The organism is Rheinheimera sp. D18 (assembly GCF_004345025.1).
In the GTDB taxonomy this organism is placed as follows: Bacteria; Pseudomonadota; Gammaproteobacteria; order Enterobacterales; family Alteromonadaceae; genus Alishewanella; species Alishewanella metallidurans.
In genome coordinates this window covers 1,355,075-1,367,924 of the sequence record NZ_CP037745.1, presented here as the reverse complement: position 1 = coordinate 1,367,924, position 12,850 = coordinate 1,355,075, and the positions used below count along the sequence as shown (strand labels likewise).

The 12,850-nt window shown below is 44.7% G+C and carries 12 protein-coding genes and 1 pseudogene; 4 read left to right on the top strand and 9 right to left on the bottom strand.

Annotated elements, in window-relative coordinates:
• Nucleotides 1–5: 5 nt before the first annotated feature.
• A complete protein-coding gene (gene tnpB, locus E0Z06_RS06485; protein WP_132583005.1) occupies nucleotides 6–365 on the bottom strand; it encodes an IS66 family insertion sequence element accessory protein TnpB in 360 nt (119 codons plus the stop codon).
• Nucleotides 362–661: an IS66 family insertion sequence element accessory protein TnpB gene (locus E0Z06_RS06480; protein WP_132583003.1), complete on the bottom strand. Its 300-nt coding sequence runs from the start codon at nucleotides 659–661 to the stop codon at nucleotides 362–364. Before E0Z06_RS06480 ends, tnpB begins: the two co-directional genes overlap by 4 nt.
• 59 nt (nucleotides 662–720) lie before the next feature.
• Here E0Z06_RS06480 and E0Z06_RS06475 point away from each other — a divergent pair, with 59 nt between their 5' ends.
• Both E0Z06_RS06475 and E0Z06_RS06470 read left to right on the top strand, forming a co-directional pair.
• Nucleotides 721–1,578 (top strand): transposase, encoded by an 858-nt coding sequence (locus tag E0Z06_RS06475; RefSeq protein ID WP_279432809.1) that lies wholly within the window; start codon nucleotides 721–723, stop codon nucleotides 1,576–1,578.
• Between the two features lie 348 nt (nucleotides 1,579–1,926).
• Nucleotides 1,927–2,295: pseudogene (locus E0Z06_RS06470) on the top strand (DUF3916 domain-containing protein); the annotation flags it as partial.
• 102 nt (nucleotides 2,296–2,397) lie between these two features.
• On the opposite strand, the gene E0Z06_RS06465 reads toward E0Z06_RS06470, so the two are convergent.
• The 4 genes from E0Z06_RS06465 to E0Z06_RS06450 all read right to left on the bottom strand — a co-directional run bounded on the left by E0Z06_RS06465 (nucleotide 2,398) and on the right by E0Z06_RS06450 (nucleotide 7,016).
• Complete coding sequence (locus E0Z06_RS06465; RefSeq protein WP_132583001.1) at nucleotides 2,398–4,368, bottom strand: bifunctional metallophosphatase/5'-nucleotidase; 1,971 nt, start codon at nucleotides 4,366–4,368, stop codon at nucleotides 2,398–2,400.
• 69 nt (nucleotides 4,369–4,437) lie between these two features.
• Entirely contained in the window at nucleotides 4,438–4,851 is a 414-nt protein-coding gene (locus tag E0Z06_RS06460; RefSeq protein ID WP_132582999.1) for an HIT family protein, read from the bottom strand.
• A 48-nt stretch (nucleotides 4,852–4,899) separates the two neighbouring features.
• A complete protein-coding gene (gene fghA / locus E0Z06_RS06455) occupies nucleotides 4,900–5,748 on the bottom strand; it encodes an S-formylglutathione hydrolase (protein ID WP_132582997.1) in 849 nt (282 codons plus the stop codon).
• A gap of 155 nt (nucleotides 5,749–5,903) precedes the next feature.
• A complete protein-coding gene (locus E0Z06_RS06450; protein ID WP_207903184.1) occupies nucleotides 5,904–7,016 on the bottom strand; it encodes an S-(hydroxymethyl)glutathione dehydrogenase/class III alcohol dehydrogenase in 1,113 nt (370 codons plus the stop codon).
• Nucleotides 7,017–7,020: 4 nt separating this feature from the next.
• On the opposite strand from E0Z06_RS06450, the gene E0Z06_RS15570 reads away from it, so the two are divergent.
• Nucleotides 7,021–7,185, top strand: a complete 165-nt coding sequence (locus tag E0Z06_RS15570) for a hypothetical protein (RefSeq protein ID WP_165907376.1) — start codon at nucleotides 7,021–7,023, stop codon at nucleotides 7,183–7,185.
• A 54-nt stretch (nucleotides 7,186–7,239) separates the two neighbouring features.
• On the top strand, nucleotides 7,240–7,884 hold the full coding sequence (locus E0Z06_RS06445) for a DsbA family oxidoreductase (RefSeq protein WP_132582993.1): 645 nt from the start codon (nucleotides 7,240–7,242) through the stop codon (nucleotides 7,882–7,884).
• Here the strand turns inward: E0Z06_RS06445 and E0Z06_RS06440 are convergent.
• From E0Z06_RS06440 to E0Z06_RS06430, 3 genes are all read right to left on the bottom strand, one after another.
• Complete coding sequence (locus tag E0Z06_RS06440) at nucleotides 7,881–9,074, bottom strand: acetyl-CoA C-acyltransferase (protein WP_132582991.1); 1,194 nt, start codon at nucleotides 9,072–9,074, stop codon at nucleotides 7,881–7,883. The genes E0Z06_RS06445 and E0Z06_RS06440 overlap by 4 nt on opposite strands.
• A 45-nt stretch (nucleotides 9,075–9,119) precedes the next feature.
• Nucleotides 9,120–11,162 (bottom strand): S9 family peptidase, encoded by a 2,043-nt coding sequence (locus E0Z06_RS06435; RefSeq protein WP_132582989.1) that lies wholly within the window; start codon nucleotides 11,160–11,162, stop codon nucleotides 9,120–9,122.
• 76 nt (nucleotides 11,163–11,238) lie between these two features.
• Nucleotides 11,239–12,759 carry a fumarate hydratase gene (locus tag E0Z06_RS06430; RefSeq protein WP_132582987.1) on the bottom strand — a complete coding sequence of 507 codons (1,521 nt, stop codon included), beginning with the start codon at nucleotides 12,757–12,759 and terminating at the stop codon, nucleotides 11,239–11,241.
• Nucleotides 12,760–12,850: the final 91 nt, after the last annotated feature.

Sequence of the window (12,850 nt, the reverse complement as noted above, 5' to 3'; positions counted from 1 at the left end):
ACTCGTCATTCGATCTCTTCTAGATCAGACTGATAGCGCAATGCTTGATGACCAAGCACATTATACCCCGATAATAACCAAACAAGTTGTTGCTCGGTGAGCTCACATTCCAGCTTATCTAACTGGCTGGGCCATTTGAACTTATCCTTTTCTAATCGTTTGTACCACAAAGCAAAACCCGTTTTATCCCAGTACACTAACTTGAGCTTGTCTTTGGCTTTATTGCAAAATAAAAATAATGCGCCAGTATAGGCATCGCGCTTTAACTCGCTTTCAACGATAGCAACAAGGCCATCAATAGACTTTCGAAAGTCCACAACATCGCGGTGCAAGTAAATACTGTCGGGTTTAACGAACATTTTCATCCAGCAAGGTCGCGTAATAATTGACTTAGGAAGGTGGCGGAGGTTGTTGTCGGCAAGCTGAGCGTTACATTGCCAATCGCAAGAGTGAACGGCTTTTGCTGCTCGATAACGTCGATTTGTTTGGTGATTTTGGCACGAATAAAATGACCCGATGACGCACTCAGTTTGTTTTTTGTGGCATAAAACGTGGTTTTTGATAAAGCATGTTGTTGGCAATACTCAGCAATCGTTAAATCGCTAGCTTGTTGCTCTTCGATAATGTTGCGCCACTGCTCAAGGCTACGTGATTTCCTCATGGTTATCTCCTCATTGAAACGAGGAAATTAGACTAAGAGATTTGATGAGTTACTGGTAGGTGCACTTTGCTAGACGCTTACCCAGTAAGGGGACAATTCAAGGGTATAACGGTGTGGCCGCGGTGGATAAAAAACACCAAATTATTGTCGACGCGCAGGTGTTTGGTGAAGGCCAAGAGCATCACACATTACAACCGGTATTAGAGAATATTCAAAGCCGATTTCAACGTTTAGCCATCAGTGACAACATACTTAAGGCCCAAACGATAATCACTGCCGATACCGGCTTTGCTAATGAGCAAAATATGCAGTATTTGCACGATAATCATATCAACGCTTATGTCCCTGATAACCAATTCAGAAGCCGTGATCCAAAGTTTAGTGAACAAAAGCAAAAATATGGCAAACGACACCAAGACACTAAAATACGCAAGAAAACGGTGTTTAGTGGCAGTGAGTTTAATTTTAATCCGGTGAGTAAAACCTGTATTTGCCCGTCGGGGCAACAACTAAGTTTACGCGGCGTCAGAGCGAACGAGCGCGGTATACCGATGGCGTACTTCGAAGGTAAGTTATTGCAATGTCGTAACTGCGATAGGAAGCAGCAGTGCATGCATAACCCTGATGCAGCGAACCACCGTAAAGGTAAAGGCAGACAAGTTAGCTTTGCCATGAATGACAATCGACCGCCAAATTATACAGACTGGATGAAACATCGGGTGGATAGCCCTTTGGGTAAACAGATTTACAGCCACAGAATGTCGGTAGTTGAGCCGGTATTTGGTAACATTACCACTAATAAAAAGCTGAAACGCTTTAGCTTGCGCGGCAAAGCTAAAGTACAAGGCCAATGGCAATTGTTTTGTTTAATTCATAACATCGAAAAGCTTAAAAACTACGGCCAATTAACGGCGTAGTTACCCCACACCTAGCCCAAAAAAGCCCTGTTAAACCATTAATAACGCTTCATCACAGCACTGAAAATCAAAACTGACAAGGTTAATGCATTGATTAATAAATGTTGCAAAAATCTATAGCTCAGGGCAAAGTTATGGCCATTATTAAAAGGATAAAAAAGCGATGCGTTGAATGGTCAGGAATGGCTTTTTCTACAGCATCGTTAGGCCTTTATGAGACAGATCGCTGTCAGCAATAAAAAATTAAGAGGTATACCTCGTCGCCTCCGGTCTCTGGAGAAATGGGCTTCACGCTTTGAAGGATTCTCTCGCCCTCAATCGACATCAAAATAAAAGTATTTCAATTGGAAAATTCCAATCCACTCAGCACTTGTGGAAGACAACCAAACAACCATTGAAATCCAAGCATTTTGCGTTATGCAACTTTTGAGAGCGGCGAAATATTTAGCTGACGCAGCTCCTGACAATCCAAAAGGCTATTATCGGGTAGCCTGCTTGCTTACATGGCCTTGGTTACACCGGAGCGAAGTAACCATTTTCTACAGCCAGGATTACTACAAAGGTTTTCTTGGGGAGCAGAATTCACTCGCACCAGAGCGTATATCTGAAAAACTAGGGTTGCTGCTACCACAAAGCCTTATCGAACATGGCCACGATGTTACACAACCGGATGACGAGACAACTGTTCAATGGTGGTGCCTTGGCCAACAGGCCTAACAACAGGTTCAGGCCAGCGCGCAGTATCACTGTTGGCAGGTTAAGTTTTTAACTTCGCACAGCGGTGTAATTGTTAAGTTTGGCCTGTGTGGCAATGCCGCTTTATCGCTCTAGTGTCACTGTCGCTTGCCTCGGTTTTTGCCAAAGCTCTGGCTTGGCGGTTAAGTAATCAATAAAGGCTTTGGCAGCGGCTTTGCAATCGGTGCCCTCAGCTTTGCAGGGCAAGTTTTCTACCGTTTTGTATTGCGCTTTATATGATGTGCTGCCGCTGCTATCTTGTGTGGCATTAACCCGTATTACAGCAAATACACTGGGTTGCTGCTGTTGTAAAATAATATCTAGCCGGTCGCTATGCTGCTGTTGTATCTGCTGTAGGTGTTGCCAACCATCGTTACCATCGGCTAAGTAACTGGTGGTAGCCATGGTGTATGTAGTATCAGGCTGTATGTCTTGCCACTTGCCATCTCGCCATACTTGTAGCTGAGTTAAGCTAGCTTGGCCTAACGCAGTTTGTTTGGCGATATAGCGCAAATTACCGCTATAAGGATACTTTCCGGTATGTGCACCCGGCACTAGGCTGGCACTAATAACATCGGTAAGTAGTGCATTAATATCAGCGCCTCTAATACTGATAACAGATAAAGGCGTATCAAACGGCAGTACTTCTAGGCGAATATGCCCTTCATATATCGCGCCTGCTTGTAACGATGCCCGAATATTACCGGCACCAATTAGGGCAAAATCAACCTGTCGGCCAGTTTTCGCTTGTAGCTGTGGTTGGTTTAGCCAAAAGGTAATGCCATCGGCAATATAACCCGCCAGTTCAGAGCCGTGTTGATTACTGCCATCGGAGCCGGGTAAACGTACATGACCAATTAACCTATCGGTATAGCTAACGGTTGCGCCATAAGCTTTTTGCACCGCAGGTAAGTACTGGGTATTTAACACCTCTCGCATACGGGCATCTTCAGCCACTAGTGCAGTGCGGGGTAACGCAGCAATATAACGCTCGGTTTGAGCTTGTTTATCTGTTGCTATTCGGTTTGCGTTATCACGCTTTGCGGCTCGATAATAATCATTGCTGGCTAAGATGGTATTATTACCCGTACAGCTAAGTAACTGGCCAGCGCGGTTAAATTCAAGGTTTACCTGCCCTATTGCTTGGGCAAATTCGCCCGCCTGTACTACACAGGTTTGGCCCTGCCCATCGGCATTAGTTATCAGCTGGGCATAACGGCGCTGCGTACCTAAATGCCAATGGCTAAAGTCGCCTAAAAGGCTATGCGAGTGGCCACCAACAATGGCATCAAGGCCGTTTACCGCAGCGGCTAAGGCTAAGTCACGCTGATTACCCAAGTGCGTTAGCGCAACAATATGTTTAACACCCATGTCGCTTAAAGCATCTACGGTGCGCTGTGCGGTGATAATTTCATTGTTAAATACCAGCTTGCCAGTATTAGTTGCTATGGCTCGCATATCCTCTAGTGCTAAGCCTAATACCGCCACTACCTGCTCGGTATTTGCGGGGTTAATATTCGCCACTGGCTTAAGCTGATTATGCTGCAAGATAAATAACTGATAGGGAAGTAAATTAACGGCGTTACTTAACAAGGGTTCCGCTTGGCTATCAATATTTGCGGCTAACAGCGGAAAGTTAACGTTAGCAATAAAATCAGCAAGCTTGCTTAAACCCACATCAAACTCATGGTTGCCCATTGCCATGGCATCGAGCCCAAAACGATTGAGCATATCGATATTAATTTTTTGCTCAAATAACTCAAAATACGCGCTACCTTTAAACGCATCGCCGCCATGTAAAAACAGGGTTGGCGTGCCCTGCTTTGCAGCTTGTTGGCGTAATTTATTCGCCTGCGTAAGTATGCGTGGATGGCCGCCAATATAAGTGTACAGCGCCTGATTATCGGCATCGGTAACGGTGGCTGGGCTAGGGTCAAAATGCGAGTGGGTGTCATTAATATGAATAATACTTAAGCGCAGCGCCACGTTTGCAGGTGGTGTTACAGTGCAACTAACAAGTAACACCAGCGAAATAAATACCGAGATAGCGCGCATAAACCCTTGCCTAAATAATTACTGAATCAATTTTTGAAATACTCTTTGCCGAATTTTTTAAAGCACAGCTTAGAGTGCGGCGCTAATTTTTACCGCTAACGCTTTAATTTTGTCCATATCGCCCATTGCCGAGCCATGGCCCTTTAATTTCGATAAGTGCTCGGGTATTAAATGAAAATGCAAATGCGGCACTGTTTGCCCTGCAGCACTGCCATTGAGTTGCATTAGCACTACGCCTTCTACGCCTAAAGTTGACTTTAATGCCGACATCACTTTTTGTACCGTCGTCATTGTATGCGCCAGCATATCAGCAGGAATATCTAATAAGGTTTCAGCGGCAAATTTGGGAATAACCAAGGTATGGCCATCGGCCTGCGGCATAATATCCATAAATGCCAGGGTATATGCATCTTCATACACTTTAAAACTAGGTATTTCACCGCGTAAAATTTTGGCAAAAATATTGTTGGTATCGTAATTCATTGCATCATCCAATTAGCAAGCGCTGGCAGGTAACGCCAACGCATCGGTTTAGGTTAAGTATTTGGCATGAAAGCGTAAATGTTGTTCAATAAAGCTGGCAATAAAATAGTAGCTATGATCATAGCCCTGCTGATAACGTATTTCTATATCAGTATTATGTTGTTTGGCCGCAGTGATTAAGCTATCAGTGTTTAACTGATCCGGCCAAAAAGTATCTGCTGTGCCCTGATCAACCAAAATTGGTAAGGGTTTTTCAGTAGCGGCTAATAGCAAAGAGGCATCATATTGCTGCCATTGTTGCTTATTGTCGCCTAAATAGCCGGTAAAAGCCTTAATACCCCAAGCGCAATTAATCGGGTTGCAAATGGGTGAAAACGCAGAAATGCTGCTATAGCGTTCTGGATTACGTAAACCAATAACTAAGGCACCATGGCCGCCCATAGAATGACCGCTAATAGCCCGCTTGTTTGATAGCGGTAATTGCGCCTCGAGTAACTGGGGTAGCTCGGTTACAATATAATCATACATTTGATAGTGCTTAGCATAAGGTTCGGCTGTGGCATTAACATAAAAACCCGCACCTAAACCAAAATCGTAGGCAGCGTTTTCGTCATCGGCTACGCCGTCACCGCGCGGGCTAGTATCGGGCATGATTAATGCGATACCTAATTGGGCAGCAACACGCTGCGCCCCGGCTTTACTGGAAAAGTTTTCATCAGTGCAGGTTAAACCCGATAACCAATACAGCGCCGGCACTTTCTCTGTTTGCGCTTGCTCTGGTAAAAACACCGAAAACTGCATTTCACAATTTAAGGTTTTCGAGCTGTGCTTAAAGCGGATTTGTTTACCACCAAAGGTAAGTTGTTCGCTTAGTTTAATTAATGTCGAATTTGTCATTGGCTATCCATCACGTAAGTCTCAATATTGTCGGTTGCGATTCCCGCTATGCTCACCACAGCAACTCGCCCTAATGCCTACGGCAGGGCTCAGACACTCTGTGGCTGCGCTAACGGGATCCCAACCTACCCCTATCGTACTGTTACAATTTCAAGTTAAAAATGAATCACCGTACGTATTGATTTACCTTCATGCATTAAATCAAAGGCTTTATTAATATCTTCAAGCCCCATGGTATGAGTAATAAAGGTATCTAGCTCGAACTCACCATTTAAATAACGCTCAACGTATTCTGGTAATTCGCTGCGGCCTTTTACGCCACCAAAAGCAGTACCACGCCAAACCCGACCTGTTACTAGCTGAAACGGACGAGTAGAAATTTCTTGGCCTGCACCGGCAACACCAATAATAATCGACTCACCCCACCCTTTATGGCAGCACTCTAGGGCTGAGCGCATCACGTTAACGTTACCAATACATTCAAAAGAAAAATCGACACCACCGTCGGTCATCTCAACAATAACGTCTTGAATAGGTTTATCGTACTTTTTCGGGTTAATAACGTCCGTTGCGCCAAGTTGCTTGGCTATTTCAAATTTATCTTCGTTAATATCAATAGCAATAATACGTCCGGCTTTGGCCATTACTGCACCAATAATCGCAGATAAACCTATACCACCTAAACCAAATACGGCAACCGTATCACCCGGCTGTACTTTAGCGGTATTAATGACCGCGCCCATACCGGTGGTAACGCCGCAACCTAATAAACACACCTTTTCTAGTGGTGCAGCTTTATTAATTTTGGCTAAAGATATCTCCGGTAGTACCGTGTATTCTGAGAATGTTGAGGTGCCCATGTAGTGATAAATAGGTTTGCCGTTTTTCGAAAAGCGGGTTGTACCATCAGGCATTAAGCCTTTGCCTTGAGTCGCACGAATAGCTTGGCATAAATTGGTTTTGCCCGATAAACAAAACTTACACTTGCCACATTCTGGCGTATATAACGGAATAACGTGGTCGCCCACCGCAACCGAGGTAACGCCCTCGCCTATGGCTTCAACAATGCCGCCACCTTCATGGCCTAAAATAGCCGGGAAAATACCTTCAGGATCATCGCCTGATAAGGTAAAAGCATCAGTATGACAAACACCTGTAGCGATAATTTTTACTAACACTTCACCTTTTTGTGGTGGCATTAAATCTACTTCTTCAATAGACAATGGCTGGCCCGGGCCCCAAGCCACAGCGGCGCGAGTTGTAATCATGTTCATGGGTAACTCCTTAAAAAATAAAGCGCAGAGGCAAAATAATACTACTAACTATAACCCAATTGCTATTTTTACCCTATCGGCGATGCATGCGTTAGCTGATTGGGACAATTACACTGAACCGTGGGATATGCTGATAAGTAAAACTATTGAGTCAGCGTTATAAAACACCTATGCTATTCGTTATAGTTATTTACACTTCAGTTACAGGATGACGTAAATGCAAACCATAAAAATAGATTTAGTGTCGGATATTGCCTGCCCATGGTGTGCAATAGGTTATGCAAGGCTACAACAAGCATTAAGCACACTACCGCAAATTCCGGTTGAGCTAGAATGGCATGCTTTTGAGTTAAACCCTGATAAAAACGCGCCGCAAGAACCAATATTACCGGCTCTTAGCAGAAAATATGGCCGTAGCGAGCAAGAAATGGCCGAAAATCAGGCACAAATGATGAAAATTGCTGCTGATTTAGGGCTTAACTTTACTAAGCTACAACAGCGTTATACCTGTAATACCTTTGATGGCCATCGTTTAGTAAAATGGGCCGCAAGCCAGCAAAAAGCCGACGAGATGAAACTGGCGTTATTTAACGCTTATTTTGGTGAGGCAAAAAATGTGGCCGATCATCAGGTATTAGCAGAATGTGCCGAGCAAGCGGGGTTAGATAAAACCAAAGCGGCGCGTATATTAGCCAGCAACGATTATATCGATGAGGTAAATGACGATATTGCAAAATATAAGCAAGCGGGTATTTCATCAGTACCAGCCTTTATTATTAATAATCAGTATTTAATCTCTGGCGCACAAGAGCCTAAACAACTTGCTACGGCATTACTGCAAATAGCCAGCGAAATGACTTAAAGCGCCTCAAGCAACAGAGCGATACCTTGGCCGCCACCAATACACATAGTTACTACACCAAAACGGCCATTAATGCGCTGCAGCTCAGCTAATAACTTAATAATTAAAATTGACCCCGTAGCACCTACTGGATGTCCCATAGCTATCGCGCCGCCGTTGGGGTTAACCTTAGCAAGGTCTAAGCCCAAGCTTTGTGTAACCGCCATTGCCTGAGCAGCAAAAGCTTCATTTGATTCAATTAGCGCAATATCAGCCAGCGTTAATCCCGTTTGCTTTAATAGTTTTTGCACCGCAGGTATTGGTCCAAGCCCCATTACACCGGGCTCAACACCGGCAAAGCTATAGCCGACAATACGGGCTTGTGCGGTTAACCCGCGTTTATTAGCTTCAGCACGGCTGGTTAATACTATGGCGGCGCCAGCATCATTTAATCCTGAGGCATTACCTGCGCTAACGACACCATCTTGTTTAAATGCGGGTTTTAATTTCGCTAAGCTTTGTATCGTGGTATCAGGTCTAATATGTTCATCATGCGCAAATACCAGCGTATTCTGCTTATTGCGCGGATCAGCTATTGATACCGGTACAATTTGCTCAGCAAAATAACCTTGCTGCTGCGCATAGGCAGCTCGATAGTGGCTTTGCGCGGCATAAGCATCTAAATCAGCGCGACTAAAACCATAGTGTTTAGCGATAGTTTCTGCAGTAAGGCCCATATGACCACTAGCAAAAGGATCAGTTAAAATGCCTAAAGTTAAATCAGTTATATTGCCATGGCCCATGCGTAAACCTTGGCGCAGTTTAGGCAGAATATAAGCACCATTACTCATACTTTCTGCACCACCGGCTAGCGCAATGTTACTTTGGCCTAGCTGAATTAATTGTGTCGCAGAAATAACCGATTGCACTGCAGAGCCGCACAATCGGTTTACGTTAAACGCCACTGATGTTGTTAGCATACCGCTATTAAGCGCAATATGCCGCGCCAAATATGCATCGGCTGCCGAGGTAGTAATAATATGGCCAAATACAGCATGGTCGATATCGCTTGGCGTAATATTGGCCCGCTCAATAGCCGCTATTGCGGCTGCAGTGCCAAGCTCTGCCGGGCTGAGTGCTGACAAACTGCCAGCAAAGCTACCAATAGCAGTGCGCGCACTACCAACAATAACTACCTCTGGCATATTCATCAGCGACGCTGTCCTTTTCTTTGGTTTAGCTTAATTCGGTTTAATTTAATTAGCTTTAGTGTATTTATCTAACCACTGAAACACTTCGTTATACCAACGTACACGGTTATCTTTATTTAAGATCCAATGATTTTCATCGGGGAAAATAACCAAGCGTGAGTCAATGCCTTTACGCTGTAAATTAGTAAAGGCACCTAAACCTTGTGCATACGGTACGCGATAGTCTTTTAAACCGTGCAACACCAGCATAGGTGTTTGCCATTTATCGGCTAATGCAGCTGGGTTAAATTTCTGATAGTCAGAGCCTTCTTGCCATGCTGGGCCGCCTAAATCGTATTCAGCAAACCACAGCTCTTCGGTACTACCGTAAAAGCTTGGCATATCGTATAAACCCGCATGGTTAACTAAACATTTAAAACCGGTTGGCCAGTTACCGGCAATCCAGTTCATCATGTAGCCACCGTAAGATGCGCCAAGCGCACAAGCACGGTCACCATCAATCCACGGCTGTGCTTGCACAATATAGTTAAAGCCTTTCTTTAAATCTTCAAGCGGTTTAACACCCCAGTCACGGCTAATCGAGTCGGTAAAAGCTTGGCCGTAACCGGTAGAACCATGAAAGTCTATCATCACTACCGCGTAGCCTTTGGCGGCATACATTTGCGCGTTCCAGCGCTCATTAAACATATTGCCAAAGCTACCCTGTGGCCCACCGTGCACTAAAAATGCCATTGGGTATTTTTTCTTAGCGTCAAAATTCCACGGCTTTACCAAGTAGCCATAAACGGTATCGTCATTGGCGCCTTTAAAGCTAAATTGTTCATAGTCGCCAAACTTAACCTGTTTACGCCACTGGGCATTAATATCGGTTAACTGGCTTAAACCTGTACCATCAACATTAAGCTGAAATATTTCAGCTGGCATATCAAGTTTATGGTTGGTAAATACAATTTTATCGCTAGCAATATTTAACGCGCCAGCAGTGCCATCACCGTACACTTTACGCACATCACCAAAGCTAGTGTTAATAGCGTAAATACTATATTGACCAACGTCTTGCGTAGTAACGTAAACGGTACGATTGTCGGCACCAAATTGGTATTCACCAATTGAGCTGTCGAATTCTGGTGCCAGCTCTTTACGTTGCCCAGTTACCATATCGAGTAACATCAGGCTAAATTTGTCTGCCTCTGATGCCGGTTTGCTCATGGCTTTATAGGCCATAAAACGGCCATCCGCTGAAAACGACGGCTGGGCATCCCATGCCGGATTAGACGAGGTCAGGTTTTGCTTTTCACCACCGTTTATCGACACCATAAAAATATCAAAGTTGGTATGCCAAGCTTGATCCGCTGCCGGAATTTTTGCACTAAACACTAAGCGGCTATTGTCGGGAGTAAAAGCAACTTCACTGATGCCGGCAATGTCGGTATTCCACTCGCTCATCAGGTTAGTCGCATCTTTAACTACGCCCTTACCTAAGGCTGCAACGTGTAACTGGCTACGATATGGCGTTAACCAGCTATCCCAGTGCCTTACCATCAGTTGGTCGTACGCCATGGCACTGTCTTTTTTATTTGCCTCAGCAGCTTTAGCATCAAGTGTACATTGCAAAGTTTGACAACCCGGTTTAACCGACAGTGCCAAAGCCAACTGCTTAGCATCAGCTGAAACTTTAAACCCTTCTACCGGCACCGGTAAATCGGTTACTTGTAATGCTTCGCCACCATATAACGGTAATTGCCACACTTGGCTTGAGCCCGTACGATTAGCAATAAAATACAGGCTTTGTCCGTCAGCTGCCCATTGCACTTGGCTTTCGCGACTGGCATTTTGTGTTAAGCGTGTAACCTTGTTGAGGTTAGACAAATCCATTAAATATAAATCAGATGACGTATCTGCTGGGCTAAAACCGCCATTAGTTTGGCCATAAGCTAAAAACCTACCATCAGGTGATAACACCACGTCGTGTAACTTATTAAGCTGATTTAAATGTTCGACACTTAGCGGCGCATTGGCGCTCACTGCACCTGCCGCTAATAGCGACAATGCTGGCAGTAGCGATAATGTTATTAACGTCTTCTTCATGCGTATCCCTATTTTTTGTTGTTATAGGCTGAAAAAATAAGGCCGTAGCATTGCTACAGCCTTTTAAGAGCAAGCGTTATGCTTGGTCCATTTGCTGAATATTCACCTTCCAAATAGCCGGCCCCTGCTGGTGCACGTTATTACCATTTGAATCAACTGCAACGGTTACCGGCATATCCTGCACATCAAATTCGTAAATGGCTTCCATACCAAGATCGGCAAAAGCAACAACACGTGATTTTTTAATCGCTTTAGACACTAAGTAAGCCGCACCACCCACTGCCATTAAGTACACGGCTTTGTGCTGTTTAATGCTGGCAACGGTTTTATCGCCACGTTCTGATTTACCAATCATGCCTAATAAGCCGGCTTGGCCGAGCATCATATCGGTAAATTTATCCATTCGCGTTGCCGTAGTTGGGCCTGCTGGGCCAACCACTTCATCACCTACAGCATCTACTGGGCCAACGTAATAAATAAACCGGTTTTTAAAATCTACGCCATCCGGCAAAGCTTCGCCACGGCCTAACATATCGGCAATGCGTTTATGTGCGGCATCGCGCCCAGTTAGCATTTTGCCGCTTAATAATACCGTTTCACCGGCTTGCCAGGTTTGCACCTCGGCAGGTGTTAAGGTATCTAAATTAACCCGGCGTACATTACTGCCTAGCTCCCAAGTAACTTGCGGCCAGTCTTCTAATTTTGGTGGCGTAATTTCGGCCGGGCCGCTGCCGTCTAAATGAAAGTGTAGATGCCGAGTTGCGGCACAGTTTGGGATCATAACCACGGGTAAGCTAGCGGCATGGGTGGGTACGCTATTAATTTTCACATCCACCACGGTAGTTAAACCCCCTAAACCTTGGGCACCGATACCCAGTTTATTCACTTTTTCGTATAGCTCTAAACGCAGTTTTTCTTCGGCGGTTTCTGCGCCTTTATCAATAAGTTGCTGAATATTCACCGGCTCCATTAATGATTCTTTAGCCAATACTGCGGCTTTTTCTGCCGTACCGCCAATGCCTATACCTAACATACCTGGCGGACACCAACCGGCACCCATTTTCGGTAAGGTTTCTAATACCCAGTCAACAATAGAGTCTGACGGATTTAACATTGCCATTTTAGTTTTATTTTCTGAACCACCGCCTTTAGCGGCAATCATTACTTCTACCTGATTACCGGCTACTAAATCTATATGCACTACCGCAGGGGTATTATCTTTGGTGTTTTTACGCGCGCCAGCAGGGTCGGCAACAATAGACGCACGTAACGGGTTATCTGGGTTTAAATACGCACGACGGGTGCCTTCGTTTACCATTTCTTGCACGGTTAAATTAGTTTTATCCCACTTAACATCCATACCTATTTTAACAAAGCAGGTAACAATGCCGGTATCCTGACAAATTGGCCGATGGCCTTCAGCCGACATGCGTGAGTTAATGAGAATTTGTGCAATCGCATCTTTTGCCGCTGGGTTTTGCTCTTTGTGATAAGCAACTTCTAAGGCTTGAATAAAGTCTAGCGGGTGATAATACGAAATATACTGCAGCGCATCTTCAATGCTGTCGATAAAATCTTGCTGGCGAATAACCGTCATGTTTACTTGTCCTCAAACGCTTCTAACAGCGCCTTATTTAACTATTAGTGTCGGTGCTGTTATGATAGCGCGCATCAGAAACAGCGGCTAG

Bases quoted from the DNA above. Each gene is read 5' to 3' on its own strand.
- tnpB (WP_132583005.1), bottom strand. From the start codon at position 365: ATGAAAATGTTCGTTAAACCCGACAGTATTTACTTGCACCGCGATGTT.
- E0Z06_RS06480 (WP_132583003.1), bottom strand. From the start codon at position 661: ATGAGGAAATCACGTAGCCTTGAGCAGTGGCGCAACATTATCGAAGAG.
- E0Z06_RS06465 (WP_132583001.1), bottom strand. From the start codon at position 4,368: ATGCGCGCTATCTCGGTATTTATTTCGCTGGTGTTACTTGTTAGTTGC.
- E0Z06_RS06460 (WP_132582999.1), bottom strand. From the start codon at position 4,851: ATGAATTACGATACCAACAATATTTTTGCCAAAATTTTACGCGGTGAA.
- fghA (WP_132582997.1), bottom strand. From the start codon at position 5,748: ATGACAAATTCGACATTAATTAAACTAAGCGAACAACTTACCTTTGGT.
- E0Z06_RS06450 (WP_207903184.1), bottom strand. From the start codon at position 7,016: ATGATTACAACTCGCGCCGCTGTGGCTTGGGGCCCGGGCCAGCCATTG.
- E0Z06_RS15570 (WP_165907376.1), top strand. From the start codon at position 7,021: ATGGGTAACTCCTTAAAAAATAAAGCGCAGAGGCAAAATAATACTACT.
- E0Z06_RS06445 (WP_132582993.1), top strand. From the start codon at position 7,240: ATGCAAACCATAAAAATAGATTTAGTGTCGGATATTGCCTGCCCATGG.
- E0Z06_RS06440 (WP_132582991.1), bottom strand. From the start codon at position 9,074: ATGAATATGCCAGAGGTAGTTATTGTTGGTAGTGCGCGCACTGCTATT.
- E0Z06_RS06435 (WP_132582989.1), bottom strand. From the start codon at position 11,162: ATGAAGAAGACGTTAATAACATTATCGCTACTGCCAGCATTGTCGCTA.
- E0Z06_RS06430 (WP_132582987.1), bottom strand. From the start codon at position 12,759: ATGACGGTTATTCGCCAGCAAGATTTTATCGACAGCATTGAAGATGCG.